At 73.1% G+C, this 18,401-nt stretch carries 12 protein-coding genes; 7 read left to right on the top strand and 5 right to left on the bottom strand.

Annotated elements, in window-relative coordinates:
• Positions 1 to 76 precede the first annotated feature (76 nt).
• The 6 genes from AWQ71_RS09420 to AWQ71_RS09445 all read left to right on the top strand — a co-directional run bounded on the left by AWQ71_RS09420 (position 77) and on the right by AWQ71_RS09445 (position 8,803).
• On the top strand, positions 77 to 568 hold the full coding sequence (locus tag AWQ71_RS09420) for a (2Fe-2S)-binding protein (protein WP_067129868.1): 492 nt from the start codon (positions 77 to 79) through the stop codon (positions 566 to 568).
• Positions 565 to 2,982, top strand: a complete 2,418-nt coding sequence (locus AWQ71_RS09425) for a xanthine dehydrogenase family protein molybdopterin-binding subunit (RefSeq protein WP_084258728.1) — start codon at positions 565 to 567, stop codon at positions 2,980 to 2,982. The genes AWQ71_RS09420 and AWQ71_RS09425 overlap by 4 nt, the downstream gene beginning before the upstream one ends.
• Positions 2,979 to 3,842 (top strand): FAD binding domain-containing protein, encoded by an 864-nt coding sequence (locus AWQ71_RS09430; RefSeq protein ID WP_067129872.1) that lies wholly within the window; start codon positions 2,979 to 2,981, stop codon positions 3,840 to 3,842. The genes AWQ71_RS09425 and AWQ71_RS09430 overlap by 4 nt, the downstream gene beginning before the upstream one ends.
• Positions 3,843 to 3,968: 126 nt before the next feature.
• Positions 3,969 to 4,823, top strand: a complete 855-nt coding sequence (locus AWQ71_RS09435) for an SRPBCC family protein (RefSeq protein WP_174550691.1) — start codon at positions 3,969 to 3,971, stop codon at positions 4,821 to 4,823.
• Positions 4,824 to 4,910: 87 nt separating this feature from the next.
• On the top strand, positions 4,911 to 7,718 hold the full coding sequence (locus AWQ71_RS09440) for a bifunctional glycosyltransferase/CDP-glycerol:glycerophosphate glycerophosphotransferase (RefSeq protein ID WP_067129875.1): 2,808 nt from the start codon (positions 4,911 to 4,913) through the stop codon (positions 7,716 to 7,718).
• Positions 7,718 to 8,803 (top strand): glycosyltransferase, encoded by a 1,086-nt coding sequence (locus AWQ71_RS09445; RefSeq protein WP_067129878.1) that lies wholly within the window; start codon positions 7,718 to 7,720, stop codon positions 8,801 to 8,803. The genes AWQ71_RS09440 and AWQ71_RS09445 overlap by 1 nt, the downstream gene beginning before the upstream one ends.
• Here AWQ71_RS09445 and AWQ71_RS09450 read toward each other — a convergent pair.
• Genes AWQ71_RS09450 through AWQ71_RS09460 form a run of 3 tightly spaced genes read right to left on the bottom strand, consistent with a single transcriptional unit; the run spans position 8,793 to position 11,830 of the window.
• The gene (locus AWQ71_RS09450; RefSeq protein ID WP_067129881.1) at positions 8,793 to 9,833 is read right to left on the bottom strand and encodes a sulfotransferase family protein; all 1,041 of its coding nucleotides are present in this window, start codon (positions 9,831 to 9,833) and stop codon (positions 8,793 to 8,795) included. The two genes, AWQ71_RS09445 and AWQ71_RS09450, sit on opposite strands and share 11 nt — an antisense overlap.
• Before the next feature lie 58 nt (positions 9,834 to 9,891).
• Complete coding sequence (locus AWQ71_RS09455) at positions 9,892 to 10,956, bottom strand: sulfotransferase family protein (protein ID WP_067129884.1); 1,065 nt, start codon at positions 10,954 to 10,956, stop codon at positions 9,892 to 9,894.
• Positions 10,931 to 11,830, bottom strand: a complete 900-nt coding sequence (locus AWQ71_RS09460; RefSeq protein ID WP_245658195.1) for a CDP-alcohol phosphatidyltransferase family protein — start codon at positions 11,828 to 11,830, stop codon at positions 10,931 to 10,933. The genes AWQ71_RS09455 and AWQ71_RS09460 overlap by 26 nt, the downstream gene beginning before the upstream one ends.
• Positions 11,831 to 12,006: 176 nt before the next feature.
• Between AWQ71_RS09460 and AWQ71_RS09465 the strand changes: the two genes are divergently transcribed.
• On the top strand, positions 12,007 to 13,548 hold the full coding sequence (locus AWQ71_RS09465; protein WP_169806531.1) for a stealth family protein: 1,542 nt from the start codon (positions 12,007 to 12,009) through the stop codon (positions 13,546 to 13,548).
• Between the two features lie 18 nt (positions 13,549 to 13,566).
• Here the strand turns inward: AWQ71_RS09465 and AWQ71_RS09470 are convergent, their stop codons facing one another.
• Together AWQ71_RS09470 and AWQ71_RS09475 are read right to left on the bottom strand one after the other, a co-directional pair.
• Positions 13,567 to 15,048 carry a glycosyltransferase family 39 protein gene (locus tag AWQ71_RS09470; protein ID WP_067129893.1) on the bottom strand — a complete coding sequence of 494 codons (1,482 nt, stop codon included), beginning with the start codon at positions 15,046 to 15,048 and terminating at the stop codon, positions 13,567 to 13,569.
• The gene (locus tag AWQ71_RS09475) at positions 15,045 to 18,368 is read right to left on the bottom strand and encodes a bifunctional glycosyltransferase/CDP-glycerol:glycerophosphate glycerophosphotransferase (RefSeq protein ID WP_067129896.1); all 3,324 of its coding nucleotides are present in this window, start codon (positions 18,366 to 18,368) and stop codon (positions 15,045 to 15,047) included. The genes AWQ71_RS09470 and AWQ71_RS09475 overlap by 4 nt, the downstream gene beginning before the upstream one ends.
• Positions 18,369 to 18,401 lie beyond the last annotated feature (33 nt).

Consider the following 18,401-nt stretch of genomic DNA (forward strand, 5'->3'; position numbering starts at 1 on the left):
TTTGGGGGTTGACCGGCCGAAACAGGGGCGTACGTTCGCAACTATCCGGTCTCGCCTCTTGTCCGGGAGGGATTGCATGCCCCGAATCTCCGTCACCGTCGACGGCATCCGCTACGACGAGGAGGTGGAGCCGCGCCTTCTCCTCGTCCATCTCCTGAGAGATCGACTGGGGAAGACGGGCACGCCGATCGGCTGCGACACGAGCAACTGCGGCGCGTGCACGGTGCTCCTCGACGGCAGGAGCGCCAAGAGCTGCTCGATCCTCGCCGTACAGGCGGACGGGTGCGACATCGTCACGATCGAGGGCCTGTCCACGGACGGCACGTGGCATCCGATGCAGCGGGCGTTCCACGAGGAGCACGCGCTCCAGTGCGGCTACTGCACCCCGGGCATGATCCTGGCGGCGATCGACCTGCTGCACGACGACCCCGACCCCTCCGAGGAGACCATCCGCGAGGGGCTGGAGGGCAACCTCTGCCGCTGCACCGGCTACTGCACCATCGTCCGCGCCGTACGGCGGGGCGCGCGGGAGATGTCGCGGGATCAGGAAGGGGCGGCGACGTCATGACCGAGCAGCTCGACGCCGGCGTGGCGGCCTGGCAGATCAAGGAGAGCGACGTCCTCGACGGCCGGGAGGTCGGCCGGGCCCGCCGGCGCAAGGAGGACGCCCGCCTGGTCACGGGACGCACCCAGTGGACCGACAACATCCAGCTCCCCGGCATGCTGCACGTGGCGTTCCTGCGCAGCCCGATGGCGCACGCGCGGATCACCCGGGTGGACACGTCGGTGGCGCGCACCCAGCCGGGGGTGGTCGCGGTGTTCAGCGGCGCCGACTTCGCCGCCGAGCAGGGCAGCCTGCCGTGCGTGTGGCCGGTCAGCGAGGACATCGTGATCCCCGACCACCCGCCGATGGCGGTGACCGAGGTCCGCTACGTCGGCGAGGCCGTCGCCTGCGTGGTCGCCACCGACCGCTACAAGGCCGCCGACGCGCTGGACGCCATCGAGGTCGACTACGAGCCTCTCGACGCGGTGACCGACATGACCAGCGCGCTCGACGAGGGCGGCCCCAAGGTCCACGAGGCCGGGAACAAGGCGTTCACCTGGACCTTCGCCCAGGGCGACATCGAGGCGGCCTTCCGCGACGCGGCCGTGCGGGTGGAGCGCACGTTCGTCCAGCAGCGGTTGATCCCGTCGGCGATGGAGCCGCGCGCGGTCGTGGCGCAGACCGACGGCGACGCGTTCACGCTGCACTCCTCGACGCAGATCCCGCACATCCTGCGGGTGATGCTGGCGCTGACCACCGGGATCCCCGAGCACAAGCTGCGCGTCGTCGCCCCGGACGTGGGCGGCGGCTTCGGCTCCAAGCTCCAGGTGACCGCCGAGGAGGTGCTCTGCCTGCTGATCACCCGCCGCCTCGGCAGGCCGGTCAAGTGGACGGAGTCGCGTTCCGAGGGCAACCTGACCGTCCACCACGGCCGCGACCAGCTCCAGCGGATCAGTGTGGCCGCCGACGCCGACGGCCGGATCCGGGGCGTCAAGGTGGACCTGCTGGCCGACATGGGCGCGTACCTCATGCTGGTCACGCCGGGCGTGCCGCTGCTCGGCGCGTTCATGTACTCCGGCGTCTACAAGATGGACGCCTACGACTTCACCTGCACGGGCGTCTTCACCACCAAGGTGCCGACCGACGCCTACCGCGGGGCGGGCCGGCCGGAGGCCACGTTCGCGATCGAGCGGATGGTGGACGAGCTGGCCGCCGAGCTGGGCATGGACCCGATCGAGCTCAGGCGGCGCAACTGGATCCGGCACGGCGAGTTCCCGTACACAACGGTCTGCGGCCTGACGTACGACTCCGGCAACTACGAGGCGGCCACCGACCGGGCGCTCGCGCTGTTCGGCTACGACAGGCTGCGCGCCGAGCAGGCCGACCGCAGGGCGCGCGAGGATCCGGTCCAGCTCGGCATCGGCGTCTCGACGTACACCGAGATGTGCGGACTCGCGCCGAGCCGCGTCCTCGGCAGCCTCTCGTACGGCGCGGGCGGCTGGGAGCACGCCTCGGTCCGGGTGCTGCCCACCGGCAAGGTCGAGGTGGTCACCGGCACCAGCCCGCACGGCCAGGGCCACGAGACGGCGTGGAGCCAGATCGTCGCCGACGCCCTCGGCGTGCCGTTCGAGGACGTGGCGGTGCTCCACGGCGACACGTCCTCCTCGTACAAGGGCATGGACACCTACGGCTCACGCTCGCTCGTCGTGGGCGGCGTCGCGGTCGTCCAGGCGTGCGAGAAGGTGAAGGAGAAGGCCCGCCAGGTGGCGGCGCACCTCATGGAGGCGTCGCCGGACGACATCGAGTTCTCCCGGGGCGAGTTCCGGGTGCGCGGCACGGGCACGTCGCGGACCATCCAGGAGATCGCGCTGGCCACCTTCGCCGCGCACGACCTGCCGGACGGCTTCGAGCCGCGCCTGGACGCCGACGCGACCTTCGACCCGGACAACTTCTCGTTCCCGCACGGCACGCATCTGTGCGCGGTCGAGGTGGACACCGAGACGGGCGCGACCAGGATCAGGTCCTACGTCGCGGTGGACGACGTCGGCAACGTCGTCAACCCGCTCATCGTGGAGGGCCAGGTCCACGGGGGGATCGCGCAGGGCATCGCCCAGGCGCTCTTCGAGGAGGCGGTCCACGACGCGGACGGCAACCTGCTGACGACCACCATGGCCGACTACCTGCTGCCGTCGGCGGCCGATCTGCCCGCGTACACGACCGACCGCACCGAGACCCCGGCCACGACCAACCCGCTCGGCGTCAAGGGCGTCGGCGAGGCGGGCACGATCGCCTCGACCCCCGCCGTCGTCAACGCCGTCGTCGACGCGCTGCGCCCGTACGGGGTGCGTGACGTGCCGATGCCCTGCACCCCCGAGCGCGTCTGGCGCGCCCTCGGCCAGGCCCGTACGCCCCAGCGCACGGACGGAGGTCTGTCATGATCCCGGCGTCGTTCGACTACGTCCGGGCGTCGTCGCTGGACGAGGCCCTGGCGACGCTCCGTGAGCACGGCGAGGAGGCGAAGGTCCTCGCCGGGGGGCAGTCCCTGCTGCCCCTGCTGCGGCTGCGGCTCGCCTACCCCGGCACGCTGGTGGACCTCGGCCGCGTCGAGGAACTGCGCGGCGTCGCCGACCGGGGTGATCACGTGCTGATCGGGGCGATGACGACGCACTACGAGGTAGTCACCTCGCCGGTCGTGCGGGAGCACTGCCCGCTGGTCGCGCTCGCCACGGCGACCGTCGCCGACCCCGCCGTACGGCACCGCGGCACGTTCGGCGGCTCGCTGGCGCACGCCGACCCGGCCGGGGACCTGCCCGCGGTGGCCCGCGCGCTGGACATGGAGTTCGTGGCCAGGTCGCCGGAGGGAGAACGGGTGATCCCGGCGGCGGACTTCTTCCTCGACTACCTGGAGACCGCGCTCGATCCCGGGGAGATCCTCACCGGGGTCCGGGTGCCCAAGCTCGGCCCGGGCTGGGGCTTCCACTACGAGAAGTTCCACCGTACGGCCCAGGCGTGGGCGATCGTGGGCGTCGCGGCGGCGGTGCGCCGGTCCGGCGGCGCCGTCGAGGAGGCCCGGGTGGCGTTGACCAACATGGGGCCGGTCCCGGTCCGCGCCATCGGCGTCGAGCAGGCGGTACGCGGCGCCGATCCGGGCGCGAACGGAGCGCTCCGCGCGGCGGCGGAACGGGCGGACGAGGACACCGATCCGCCCTCCGACCTGCACGCGCGGCCGGACTACCGCAGGCACCTGGCCCGGGTTCTCACCCGCCGCGCGCTGCTCGCGGCCGCCGGGGCCGCCTGATCCGGAGAGGTACGCGACCCGGGCGCGGTGGCGTCGTCCGGCGCCCCGCGGCCGGTGGCGGCGACGGGCGCCCGGGTCGTACTGTCACATGAAGAGACCGGCGCAGCCGACGGAACGGAGTCGTTCATGGCAATGCGGTTCGAGCACGAGTTCACGGTGCCGGTCCCGGTCGAGCGGGCGTGGTCGGTGCTGCTGGACGTCGAGCGGGTCGCGCCGTGCCTGCCGGGGGCGACGCTGGACTCGGTGGAGGGCGACGCCTACATCGGTGGCATGAAGGTCAAGGTGGGCCCGATCACGGTGACCTACCGGGGTAGGGCCTCGTTCGAAGCGGTCGACGAGGCGGCGCGCGCCCTGACGCTCAAGGCGTCCGGCAAGGAGGCGCGCGGCCCGGGCACGGCCGGGGCCACCGTGCACGCCCGCCTGGTCCCCGAAAGGGACCACACCCGGGTGCGGGTCGAGACGTCGTTCAACGTCACCGGGCGGCCCGCGCAGTTCGGCCGGGGCGTCATGGCCGAGGTCGGAGCCAAGCTGATCGACCGCTTCGCCGGCAACCTCGCCGCCCTCCTCGCCGAGGAGCAGGGTGCGGCCGCCGTACCGCGGCAGGGCACGGGCGGCACCGCGACGCTCCGTCCGGCGACGACCGGCGAACCGCGGCCGGCCGAACCCGCCGGGGAGCCGAGGACGGCGGAGGAGGCGCGGGAGACGGGCGCGCCGGCGCCGCACCGGCATCTGGCGGCGGTGCCGTCCCCGGCGGAGCCTGCGGCCGGCACCGCCAGGGCGGCCAGGGCGACCAAGGTGGCCGAGGTCGCCGAGATCCGCCCCACGGGTACGCCGGCGCCCGCGCGCGCCGAGGGCGGGGAGACCCTGGACCTGCTGCGCATAGCCGGGGTCCCGGCGCTCAAGCGGCTCGCCACGGTCGCGGGCGCGCTGGCCACGATCGCGCTCATCGTCCATCTGATCCGGCGACGTTCCGCCCGATAAACCAGCAAAAATCCCGCCAAATCAGGACGAGTCGCCAGGGGTGGGGGAAGACCCCCGAGTGTCGAGACCGGCATTCGGGGGGTTCGCATGGCGGTGCGGCCGGACGTGACCGTGGTGGTGATCGCCTACAACGACGCCGCCCGGCTGCCGAGGGCGGTCGGCTCGCTCCTCCGCCAGTCCCTGCACAACCTGGAGATCGTCGTCGTGGACGACGGGAGCACCGACGACACCGCCCGGGTCGTCCGCGACCTGCCGGGGGTCCGTTACATCCGGCGCGGAACCAACAGCGGCGGCTGCGGCGCGCCGCGCAACGCGGGGATGGACGCCGCCCGCGCGCCGTACGTGATGTTCCTGGACAGCGACGACGAGCTGCCGCGGCACGCCTGCAAGAGCCTGCTGACCGAGATCGAGCGGACCGGCGCCGACTTCGTCACCGGCCAGATCTCGCGGCTGTTCGAGAGAAGCGGCAGCATGTCGCCCTACTACCCCTCGCTCTTCCGCCGCCGCCGGGTGGTCCCGGGCATCGCCGCCGACCCCGCGATGTTCCTGGACGGGTTCTCCACGAACAAGCTCTACCGCCTCGACTTCCTGCGCGAGCACGGCCTGCGGTTCCGCGAGGACCTGTTCTACGAGGACCACGTCTTCACCGCCGAGCTCTACCGCGCCGCGCGGCGGTTCGCGGTCGTGCCGTGGCCGGTCTACCTGTGGCACCGCTCGGACGGCGGGGACCCGTCCATCTCGCTGCGCCTCGGCGCCGTCGAGAACATCCGGCACCGGGTGGCCGCGGCGGAGGCCGCCGACCGGGTGCTGCGGCAGGGCGGCCTGCCCGAGCTCGTCCCCAAGCGGCAGCACCGGTTCGTCGTCCAGGATCTGCGGGTCTACCTCAACGCGCTGCCCCGCTTCGACGCGACGTGGGCCGGGGAGTTCGCCACCGTGGTCCGGCCGTACCTGGCGGCGCTCGAACCCGGCGTCCTCGACCGCGCGGACCCGATGGTCCGGGTGTGCGCGCGGCTCGTCCTCGCCGACCGGCTCGCGGACCTGCGGGTGGCGGCCCGCTCGCTCACCGGGGCCAGAGCCGCGCCACGCGCGGCGGTCGTCCGGGACGGCCGCACCTACTGGGGCTCCGACGCCGACCCCGCCTTCGACATCACGGCCATGCGGCTGGCCGAGCTGCCGTTCGCCGCCGCCCGGATCAGGCACGAGGTCGTCGAGGCGTCCCTGTCCGGGACCGTGCTCTCCCTCACCGTCCGCACCTACGACCCGTTCGCGGTGCTCGACCACCACCCGCCCGAGGCGGCCCACCTCGTCCTCGGCGGCCATCGCGTACGGCTCTCGCCCCGGCGGCTCCCCGAGGGCGGCTACACCGTACGGGCCGAGGTGGACCTGGCCGAGGCGAACCCCGGCCCCTTCTGGTGGGCCGGGTACCACGATCCGAGGATCACCTTCACCCGCGCGGACGGGCACGCCACGGGCGACCGCCTCCTCGCCGACCCCTCCCTGCCGCCCCTCGTCGCGTCCACGCCCGCCCACCGGGTGACCGTACGGCCCGAAGGCGACAGCGCCACGCTGCGCACGGTGTGGGAGCGGCGCGGCCCGTCCCGGCACGTGGTGCCCCCGCTGCTCGCCCTGCGCCGGCGGATCATCAGGCACCCGAGGTACCGGAACCTCAAACTCCGGGCCTACAAGGGCCTGATCAGGGTCGTGCCCCGGCGGCGCGATCTCGTGCTGTTCGAGGCCGACTGCGGCCGGGGCTACACCGGGCACCCCCGGTACATCCACGAGGAGATCCGCCGCCGGGGGCTGCCGCTGCGCGCGGTCTGGTCGGTGTCCGCGCACCGGAAGAACTTCCCCGCCGACGTCACCAAGGTCCGCAGGATGAGCTGGCGCTACCTGTGGACGATGGCGCGGGCCGGATGGTGGGTGGACAGCCACGGCATGCCGCTCGGCTTCCCCAAGCCGCCCGGCACCCGCTACCTGCAGACCTGGCACGGCCAGGGGTCCAAGTCGGTCGGGCTCGACTCCCCCGACCTGCGCGGCGACTTCCCCGGCCCCCGCGAGCAGTGGCGCGCGAACGTGGCCCGCTGGGACGCCCTGGTCGCGCCCAGCGCCGAGTTCGAGCGGATCTTCGTACCCGCCAACGAGTACGCCGGGCCGCTGCTGCGCTTCGGCTCCCCCCGCTGCGACGTGCTCGTCCGCGGGGACGCCGGGGCGGCGGCGCGGGTCAGGAGCCGCCTGGAGATCGACGAGGGCGTCCGGATCCTGCTGTACGCGCCGACCTACCGGGACCGCGCGAAACACTCCGGCAGGTCGGTGCGGGTGGACCTCGACCGGCTGGCGGCCGAGCTGCACCCGGAATGGGCGCTCGTCCTGCGCACCCACCCGGTGGAGCGGTTCGCGGTGCCCGAGCGGCTGCGCCACTTCGTCCGGGCCGCGGGCGGCTACCCGGAGATCAACGACCTGATCCTCGCCGCGGACGCGCTGCTCACCGACTACTCGTCCGTCATGTGCGACTTCGCGGTCACCGGCAAGCCGATCGTGCTTTACACGGACGACTGGGAGGAATACCGCCAGGTCGAGCGCGGCCTCCACCACGACCTCACCGAGATCGCCCCCGGCCCGTGCGTCACCACCACCGATGAGCTGGTCCGGGTGCTCCGCGACCTTCCCGCTCCCCTCCACGACGAGCGGTACGCGGCCTTCCGCGAGATGTGGTGCGCCAGAGAGACGGGAGAGGCGGCGGCCCGCGTGGTGGACGCGTTCTTCGCGGAGGTCGCGGCGCCGCGCCCCTCGCTCGCCCGATCCCTCGCCGCCGCCGTCGCCGGGGTCGTCGCCCCCGCCCTCCCCGCGCGCAGGCGCCGGGTCCGCGAGGCGCCCCTCCCCGAACGGCCGGCGTGATGCGGACCGTCCTGTTCGCGTGCCTGGACGCCGACACGCTGGGCGGCATCCAGCGGGTCACGCACACCGTCGCCCAGGGGCTCGCCGAGCGCGGCTACGAGGTCCACGTGGCCGGGCTGCACGCCTCCGCGAACCCCGTCCGCTACGTCGAGCGCCCCGCCTACACCCGCCACGTCGTGAGCGCGGCGCCGCCGGACCGCCGCTGGGGCCGGTCCGGCCGCCGGGCGGTCGCCCGGCTGCTCGCCGGGATCGGGCCCTGCTACGTCGTGATGACCTCGCCCGCGGTGGTCACCAGGATGCGGGACCTGCTGGACCCGCACCGCCACCTCGGCATCGGCCAGTACCACGGGTCGTTCGACCACGCCCTCGGCTCGTGGCACTTCCGGTCCGTACGGGCGCACTACGGCGCCCTCGACCAGGCCGTCTTCCTCAGCGCGGACGACGCCCTGCGCTTCGCCGAGGAGGCGCCGCTGCCGAACGCCTACCACCTGCCGAACCCGCTGCCCGGCTGGCCGTCGTCGGTGTCACCGGTCGACGGCCGCCGGATCCTGGGCGTGGGAAGGCTGGCCGCGGTCAAGCGCTTCGACCGGCTGATCTCCGCGTTCGCCCTGGCCCGCCGTACGGCGGCGGACCGGGGCTGGGAGCTGCACCTGATCGGGGACGGGCCGGAGGAGGGGCGGCTACGGCTGCACGCCGCGAAGGAGGGCGTGGCGAGCAGCGTGGTGTTCCGGGGACGGGTACCGGCGGCGGGGATGCCGCGGGAGTACCTCAAGGCGTCCGTGGTGGGGTTGTCGAGCGAGCACGAGGGACTGCCGCTGGTCATCGGGGAGGCGGCGTCGTACGGGGTGCCGTGCGCGGCGTTCGACGTCTCCGGGGGCGTCCGGTCGCTGGTGCTGCCCGAGCGGACCGGCCTGCTCGTCCCGCCGGGGGACGTCCCCGGGCTCGCCGCCGCGCTGTCCCGGCTGATGGGCGCCGCGGACGAGCGGCGGCGGCTGGGCGCCGCCGCCCGCCGGCACGCGGAGCGGTTCCGGCTGGAACACGTGCTCGACCGGTGGACGGCGCTGTTCGCGCACGTCAGCCGTTGACGAGCTCGCGGGGGCGCTGCACGGGGAGGCCGGCGCGCGTGCGCTGACCGTCGGTCAGGAGCGCCGGCAGCGGGCCGGGCTCGCGCAGGCGGACCAGCAGGTCGCGGTTGCGCTTGCGCCACCGGGCGGCCCTGCGCTTGCCCGCCGCGGCCTTGTACGCGGAGAGGTGCTGGCGCTCGGCCTTCGGCGCGCCGCTCAGCTCGTACCCGCAGGACACGAGCCGGTCGCCGAGCACCTCCTCGCAGAGCGCGATCTCCCACGGCTCCAGCCGGGCCGCCCAGCTCCCGGAGCGCGCGGTGGTGACCTCGCCGTGCGTGTTGCGGTGCCAGACCTTGTGCGCGGGCACCGCCACGCGGGCCACATGCCGCGGCTCGCACATCGCCGGGTCGTAGTCCTCGCCGATGAACGCGCACAGCTTCCTGAGCTCGCTCTCCGGGTCGGCCGTCAGGTCCTCGTACCGCAACTGGAAGAAGGTGTCCGCGGGGAGCCTGCGGGCGTTGCGGGTGCCGAAATCGATGGCCTCCGCCCAGTTGGACACGGCGTGGAAGCTGTCCAGCGTGTACCAGGGCATCTCCTTCAGGGAGGCGACGCAGTCACGGCCGTCCCTGATGAGGTGGATGAACTGGGCGTCGGGGAACATGCGCATCAGCATGTCCACGTGCTTGAAGTAGCTGGGCCGCTTGTCGCCCCAGCGCGACTTGCCGAACCGCTCGGCGTAGCTCTTGAAGACGGTCCCGATGACCGAGCCGAAACTGCCCGGCCCCATCATCGCCGTCTGGACGAACTCCGCCTTGTCCAGGCCCAGCTCGCGGAACTTGGTGTTCCTGCCGTTCGCGATCCACTCCGCGAGCCTGCGACGGTTCTCCGCCTGCCGCATGTCCCCGTACGACTTGCGTGAGAAGTAGGCCGGGACCAGGAACCGTGTCTCCGGCGGAACCGCGATGCGCGGGTGAGAATGCAGCATGAGCTGCAGCATCGTCGTGCCCGAGCGCGGGCAGCCGACGACGAAGATCGGCCTGTCCGACTGCATGGAAATCAATCCCCCTGTGTTGGAAACTCAGCGTGTGACGGCGCAGAAGGCCGGTGGCTCAGCGCGCGGCGACGTGGTGCTCGGGCCGGCGGGCCGGCCGCGCGGGGAGCCCCGCGAGCCCGCGCTGTCCCTCGGTCAGCAGCGCGGCCACCGGGCCGGGCTCGCGGAACCGGTCGATCCGCTCGGTGATGCCCTTGCGCCAGCGCCTCCTGCGGAAGCGCGCCTCCACCTTCCGGTAGGCCGCCAGGTGCTCACGGGCCGGCTGCGGCGCTCCGCTGAGCGTGTAGCCCTGGTCGAGGAGGCGCTCCCCAAGCACCGCCTCGACCAGCCCGATCTCCCACGGCTCAAGCCGCTCGGCCCAGGTGCCCGACCGATCCGTCGTCACCTCCGAGCGGGTGTTCACGTGCCAGGTCTTGCGCTCCGGCACGACGTCCGCGACCCGGTACGGCTCACGCATCGCGGGGTGGTACTCCTCGCCGATGAACGCGCACAGCCGGGACAGCGCGTGCTCCGGATCGGCGGTCAGCTCCTCGTACCGCAGCTCGTAATAGCTGTCGGGCGCGAACTTCCGCGCCGCCCGCCGCCCGAGGTCGATCGCCTCGGCCCAGCGGTGCGCCGCGTGGTAGACGTCCTCGCCGAACCACGGCATCTCCTTGAGCGAGGCCACGCAGTCCCGGCCGTCCCTGATCAGGTGGATGATCTGGGCGTCGGGGAACATGGCCAGGATCTCGTCGAGATGGCGGATGTACGGCGGCCGCTTGTCACCCCAGCGGGGCTTGCCGAACCGCTCGGCGAACATCTGGTAGACGAGGCCGACGACCGAGCCGAGGCTGCCCGGCCCCTCCACGGCCCGCGTGACATACGCGTCGCGGTCGACGTCCAGGTCTTCGAACTGGGTGCGGTTCCCGTCGGCGATCCACTCGGCGAGCTTGCGCCTGTTGGCGGCCTGGCGCATGTCGCCGTACTTGTGGCGCCGGTTGTAGGCGTGGACGACGATGCGGGTCTCCGGCGGCACCGCCAGCCGGGGATGAGCGTGCAACATGAGTTGGAGGAGGGTGGTGCCCGACCTCGGGCACCCTACGACGAAGATCGGCCGGTCAGACAAGAACCTTCTCCCTTTCATTCACCGGCACGGCCCGGGCCACCTCTCTGGTCGCCAGCCAGGCGCGGTAGACGAGGACGGATTCGAACGCCAGCAGCAGCGCGCCGCTGACGGCGGACGTCCAGAGCCAGGCCACGGCGCCGAGGAGCGGCCCGACCACGAAAACGGCGGCGTGGAACTCGATGCCGCTGATCAGGTGCGAGCGGACGCGGTGCGCGACGAGGAACATGCGGACGCGGTCGTACCAGGGGAACTGCGCGCGGAAGCCCCGCTGCAGGTCGACCAGCTCCCGGCCGTCCTCGTCACCGGCCCGTTCGAACTCGCGGCGCACCTCCTCGGTGCTGCTTCCGGGGGCGGAGGCGCCGAGCAGTTCGTCCATGAAGACGCACTCGGCGCCCGAGTTCTCCCTGGCGACGGCTCGCGTGGTGTCCCTGACCCGCTTGAGCTGCGGGCCGTTGATGTAGCGGAACAGGTCGAGGACGACGACCCCGGCCCCGGCCACGATGTAGATGACATCACCGGTACGCGCGTACAGGGCGGAGGCGATGCCGAACGCGCAGCAGAGCACCCGGAGACGGTCGCCCACGTAGTCCAGCCACAGCCCGAACGGGGTTCCGGTGCCCTTGAGGCGCGCGATTTTCCCGTCCATGCAGTCGACGGTGAAGCTCACGAAGAACAGGACCGCCCCCGCGATCAGCAGTTCCTGGGCGAAGCACACCGCGGAAGTGAGACCGAGCACCATGGAGAGCCGGGTGAGCCCGTTCGGCGTGATCGAGGTGTGATTGGCCACCAGGAGCGCGAGCCGGCAGGCGATCGGATCGACCAGGAAGACGGTCCACCACGAGTCCCTGCGCTTTCGCACGGCGAGCACATCGTCCAACGTGAAGCTTCCCATGGACGTAAGCATGACTACAGGGAGTAGCCGGTCACGTGCGAATCGGTGCTAGGGAGGTCAACTCGTTGCCAGTTCTTGACTCTCCCCCCGACCTCGCCAAAGGGTCCGGCGATCGGGGCCTTCATCCGTTACAGTCCGTTACAGTCCTGTTCCGGGGGGAGATCATGCAGGTCGGAATGTTGTATCAACGGCTGCGCAAGCGCTTGGCGGCCGGGGGGACCACACCGGGAACGGCGCTGGTCAGGAAGGACGCGGGCCCGTTACAAGCCCAGCGCGAGACCTTCGGGCTGGTGTGCTCGGTGCTCGCGGGCGCGGGAGTGCCGTACTTCTGCGTGCGCCCGCCGCTCGGCAGACCGCCGGCCGTGGCCGTCCCGGCCACCCATCAGTCGGAGGCGCTGTCGGCCCTGGCCCGCTGCGAGCAGCCGCTGCTCGCCGGGCGGCAGCCGTACGGCAGGCGGGGCGAGCGATCGGCGGAGGTGGGCGAGATGCGCCCGCTGCGCCGCGCCGGCGATCTGGGGGGCGCCCGCGTGCTGCGGCTCGCGCTCTACTTCACCAGCCCGTCGCGCACCCTCACCCTCGGCTCCGAGTACGGCTGCGACCTGGAGTTCTGGGCGGCCGAGGGGGACACGCTGGTGGCGCCGCGCCCCAACCGCTCGTGCGACATCGTGCCGCTGCACGGGCGCACCGTCCAGGGCGGCGAGGAGCTGTTCAACAACCTCGTCTCGCCGTCGCGGAGCATCGGGACCTATCCCACGCGGCCGGAGTTCACCCACCGCCTGATCGACGACATCGACTTCCCGATCGACGCGGTCTACACCTGGGTGGACGGCTCCGACCCCGCCTGGCGGGCCCGCAGGGACCTCGCGCTGACCGGCGGGCTCAGCGAGCAGGCCACCACGGACGCCCGCTTCACCAGCCGGGACGAGCTGCGCTACTCGCTGCGCTCGCTGCTGACGTACGCGCCGTGGGTGAACCGGGTGTGGGTGGTGACCGACGGGCAGCAGCCCTCCTGGCTGGACGCCTCCGACCCGCTCATCTCGATGGTGGACCACAAGGAGATCTTCACGGACTCGTCCGTGCTGCCGGTCTTCAACTCGCACGCGATCGAGACGCAGCTCCACCACATCGACGGGCTTTCCGAGCATTTCCTCTACCTGAACGACGACTTCTTCCTCGGGCGGCCCCTGCCGGCGCACACCTTCTTCGAGGGGAACGGCATGCCGCACTTCTTCCCCAGCGTGGTGCACGTGCCGTTCGGCTCGCCGGCGGACGAGGAGTCGCCGGTCCACGCGGCCGGGATGAACAACCGGCGCATCCTGGAGACGCTGTCCGGCCGGACGATCACCCAGAAGATGAAGCACGTGCCCTACGCCCTGCGCCGCTCCCTGATGTACGAGATCGAGGAGCGGCTCGCCGACGATTTCGCGGCGACGGCGCGCGGGGCCTTCCGCAAGTCCAGCGACATCTCGGTCGTGTCGTCGCTCGCCCACTACTACGGCTACCTGACCGGCCGCGCGATGCCCGGTCTGGTCGAGTACACGTACGTCGACCTGGCGCTGGAGGAGACCCCGGTCAAGCTGCGCCGGATGCTCGCCAAGCGCAAGCACGACGCCTTCTGCCTCAACGACACCGCGCCGACGACGGAGGATCAGGACGCGCTGCTGATGCGCTTCCTGGAGGCGTACTATCCGACGCCGAACCCGTTCGAGCTCTCCTGACTCCGGTGCCCCGCGCGATCAGGCGACGGCGCTGCGGAAACGGGCCACGGCCACCCCACCGGAGACCCAGTGCCCGGTGCACGTGAAGGGCTCGGGGAGCAGGTCGTCGCCCCATCCGGTGGCCTCCATCTTCCTGGTGTAGCCGACCACCCAGAGCGTCCGCACGCCGTCCAGCCGGGCCGCGGCGACCCGGCGGCCCACGTCCAGCCCGGAGAAGCTGCCATCCGTTTCGGGTGATCTGCGGAGCAGCACGTCGTCGAGGCGGTCGAAGACGCCCGGGTAGACGGCGGTGTACTTGCGCACCAGCCCCGGCGCGAAGGCGACCGCGTCGCCCGGCCGCGCCGCCCGCTCCAGCACCGCCATGAGCGGCTCCGGGTTGTCCATCCGGCCGTCAGGCCCCCGGGTCGCCAGGTGGCCGGGCGCCGCCAGGCCGAACCCCACCGCGAGGAGCGGGACCACGAGGGCGCGCGGCAGTGCGGCGAGCCCGGCCCCGGCCAGCAGTGCGGCGGCGGGCACGCAGCACAACACGTAGCGGAAGACGAAGTACGGGTGGACCGCCCACGACACCGTCAGCAACGCGAGCGGGGCCAGCAGCAGCCAGGGCAGCGCCACCCGCGCCACGGCTCCGCATCGGGCCGCGCCGTACAGCGCGAGCCCGAGGACCAGCGGCGCGAGACCCGGCCACGCCGAGCCGGTCACCCCCAGGTCGCCGAAGAGCCTGATCGCGAGCAGGCGCACGTCCTCGGGGCCGGGTGAGCGGATCCAGCCGACCTGCGCGCTCTGTCCGGACGCGAACCAGGCCAGCGGCAGCACCGCCGCCAGCGCCGCACCCGCCGCCGCGCACCAGGGCGCGAGGATCCGCCGCGGCGCGGCCCGGCCCCGCCGCGCTTCCATGAGGGCGTACACCCCGTGGCCGCCGGCGACCAGGAAGGCGAACAGGTTCAGGTAGGCCAGCCCGGCCAGGGCGGCGCCGTACAGGAGGAAGCGCCGCCGGGAAGGGGCGCGGACCGCGCGCACCAGCAGCAGGGTCACCCCGACCGTCGCGGCCATGGTGAGCGCGTACGGCCGGGCCTCCTGGACGTAGCGGGAGAGGATCGGCGTCACCGCGAGGAGCAGCCCGCCGTACAGACCGGCTCGGGGATGGCCCAGTTCGCGCCCCAGGACGGCGAGGCCGCTCGCGGCCAGCGCCCCGGCGAGCACCGAGGGCAGGCGCAGCGCCACGTCGCCGGTGCCGAACAGGGCGCTCACCACGTGCATGAACGCGTAGTAGACGCCGTGGACGGCGTCCACCTGGCGCAGCAGGTCCAGCATCTCGGCGGGCGTGCGGGTGACCGCGCTGACCGTGGCCGCCTCGTCCCGCCAGACGGGCGGCCGGTCCAGACCCCACAGCCCGGCGATCAGGGCGGTCAGCGCGGGCAGCCCGGGGAGCAGCAGGCCGGCGCGGCGCGCCCGGGACGGCGCGAGGGGGCGCGTGAGCGCGCCGGTCGAGAGCAGGCTCATTCGGGCTCCATCAGCATCCGGTCCACGACGCGCTGGGACGCCTGGCCGTCGTCGTAGGGGCAGAACCGCACCACGAAGTCCCGGTATCCCGCGGAGGCGCGACCGTGGGGGTCCCCGTAGAGGTCCCGGTCCTCGCACTCGGTCCCGGACTCCACGGGATCCGCCCGGTGCCTGCCGCGCCCGCCTCCGGGGATCCCGTGGGCCGCGAGGTGCGTGCCCCGGCCTCCGAGCGCCGCGCGGACCGCGTCGACCACCCCGTCGGAGGTACGGACGATCGGGCCGGGGGCCTCCTTCTCGAAGTCGAAGTAGAAGCCCCGGACCTGGTCGCGGTACCGCTCCAGGTCGTAGGCGAAGAAGACCATGGGCCGTCCGGTGCAGGCGAAGTCGAACATCGCCGACGAGTAGTCGGTGACGAGCACGTCCGTGACGGCCAGCAGGTCCGCCATGTCGGGAAATCTGGAGACATCGAAGGCCCGCCCGCCCAGCACCGGCGGGCCGGCCTCCGCGATCGCGCGCCCTCGGGCCGTGCCGCCGACGTCCCCAAGGCCGCCAAGGCCACCAACGTCCGCGGCGCCCCCGGCGTACGCGAGCGGCGGCGGTGTCGCCATCCGGCCGGCCATCAGGTAGTGGGGCCGGACCAGCAGGACCGTGTCCTCACCCAGAGCCCGGGCGACCCGTTCCACGTCCAGCGCCAGCCCGGTCCGCCCCCGGCGCGCGTGCTCGTCGTCGCGCCAGGTCGGCGCGTAGAGGACGACGCGCGTGCCGTCGGGAACGCCGAGCGCCCGCCGCACCCGCTCGCCGTGGCCGGGGCGCAACAGCACGTCGTTGCGCGGGTAGCCCGACTCCTGCACCTCGCCGTCGTACCCGAACGCGCCGCGCAGGATCGGCGTGGAGAACGGGTTCGGCGACAGCAGCAGGTCCCACATCGCGGCGTAGCGGTCGAGCCCCTCGTAGATGTCGCGGCTGGCCAGCGGCTTTCCCCTGACGTCGCGGCCCAGTCGCTTGAGCGGGGTGCCGTGCCAGGTCTGCACGAACATCTGGTCCGGCCGCTTCTCGTACCAGGACGGCTGGGTGCGCCGGTTGGCGACGACGAACCGGGCGGTGCCGAGCGCCTCCTCGTGCTCGCGGGAGCCGTACAGCACCGTGCGGACGCCGTCGGGGATGGTGAACTGGCCGTCCCTGGTGGCCCAGACGAGGTCCAGGTCGAGGTCGCGCCGCAGCAGTTCCTCGCACACGGCGCGCGGGTTGCAGGAGTACTGGCCGCCGCCGTAGCTGTCGAACAGCACCGCGTCCCTGATCCGCGAGCGGTGGTGGCGGCGCGCGCCGCGCAGCCTGCACAGGGCGTACCTGCCGCGCTCGTCCGGGCGCAGCGCGGGCCTGACCAGCAGCCGCAGCTCCCCGCCCGGTCCGGGCAGGATGGAGATCTGGTGCACGGCGGTCGTGTGCGGCTCCGGCGGCGCGGCGACCAGTTCGGCGGCGAGCGTGAGCGGCCTGTCGCCGAGGAGGACGCGCCACCGCCCGCTGCGCGGCGGCAGGCCGTCCGCCGTGACGCCGACGGTCGCGCTGAACCGCGAGCCGGACCAGTCGACCGGCCACTCGTGCCGCTCGCCCGAGTCAACCGAGTCGCCCGAGTCGCCGGAGTCGCCGAGCCGGAGCACCACCCGGTCCGTACGGCTTCCGCCCTCACCGCTCAGGACCAGCTCGTGCGCCTCGGTCCAGCGGACGCCGGTGATCAGGGGGATCGAGTCGGCGGCGCCGGACGCGGGGTCCTCGGCGAGATGACGCCCGGGGACACGCGCCCCCGGCACATCCCCGGACGCGTGAGTGGAGGCGGCGGCCGTGAGGACGAGCCCCTCCTGCGGGGTGAGGGACACGTGGAGGTCGCCGATCCGGAAGGAGCGCTCCCCCGCGTCCCGGTGTCCGCGGGCGCGCTCCGCGCGCTCGACGCCGCGCGTGGACACCTGAGCGCGCAGCGTCCACGTCCCCTCCGGCAGCCGGGCCGGATCGACGTCGGCGACGAACCCGGACCTGTCGTGGGAGACCGCGGACTGGCGGGAGTCAGCGGTCGCGTCGGGCCGCTCCGCGCCGCGCGCCCTGAGCGGGATCCGCCGGGCGCCCGATTCGAGCCAGACCTCGATGTCGCAGAGCTTGCTGTCCACCAGGCGCAGGTAGGCGTGCCCGGTGACGCGCAGCCGCTCCCCGGCCGGCCGTACGTCGTCGACCACGACGTGGGCGCGCAGCTCGGGCCCGGCCTCGTAGATCTCGTCCGGCACCCGGGGGTCGTCGAGGAGGGGGTAGTCGAAATACCAGGCCGAGCCGCGCCGGACCAGGCCGTGATCGTCGATCTCGGTGCGGGTGAACCGTCGGACGGCGGCCAGCTCCTTGACCATGCCGGTCCGTACGAGATGGATCTGGAGCCGCTGGATCGCGGGCAGCCCGGCGGCCGCGGCCGGGTGGAACGCGTCGAGGGACGCGCGGGCGCTGTCGAACAGCAGCCGCGCGACCCCGGCCCGCGCCGTGGCGAGCATCTCGATGAGGAGGGGGAACTCGGTCTCGGCGATGTGCTGGTCGTGCCGCCGCCACAGCTTACGCGCGTGCTCGGCCAGGAAGGCCGAGACGGTCGCGGCCGAGGCGAGCGACCGGGCGACGCGCTCGGGGTCGCCCCGGCGGTCCCGGGCCGAACCGGGCCGGGCGCGCCAGAGGTAGACGGGGTCGGCGAGTACGTCGGTCGCGGAGGACAGGACGTGCGCCGGGATCGCGACCGGCGCGTCCTCGTACGGCCCCTCCGGGAAGGTGAAGCCGTGCGCGTCCCAGAAGGAGCGGCGGAACACCTTGTTGACGACGTGCCGGTCCTGGATCAGCTCGCGGTGCGCGCGGATGTGCGTGCGCGGCACGGTCGCGCCGAATCCGGGGACCACGGAGCGGGCCTTGACCGTGCCGTCGCGGCGGATCCGGGTCACCGCGCCGCAGGCCAGGTCGGACCCGGTCTCGTCGAGCGTCTCGACCATGAGGCGGTAGGCGTCCGGCGGGACCAGGTCGTCACCGTCGGCGAACGCGAGGTAGTCGCCGGAGGCATGGGCGATCCCCGCCTCCCGCGCCGGGCCCGGCCCACGGTTCGGCCCGTGGACGACCGTGAATCTGGAGTCGGCGGCGGCGAGCGCCGCGGCGACCGACGGCCCGCCGTCGGTGGAGCCGTCGTCCACGAGGATGTACTCGACGTCCGTGAGCGTCTGCGCGCGCAGCGAGGCGAGGCACTCCGTGAAGTGCTCCTCCACGTCGTGGAACGGGACGATCACCGAGAGTCTGAGAGCCGTACGCACGCGGCCAGGATGCCCCGCGATCATCCGATGGAG

The sequence above is a fragment of the Microtetraspora malaysiensis genome, from assembly GCF_001528665.1.
Lineage (GTDB): Bacteria > Actinomycetota > Actinomycetes > Streptosporangiales > Streptosporangiaceae > Microtetraspora_A > Microtetraspora_A malaysiensis.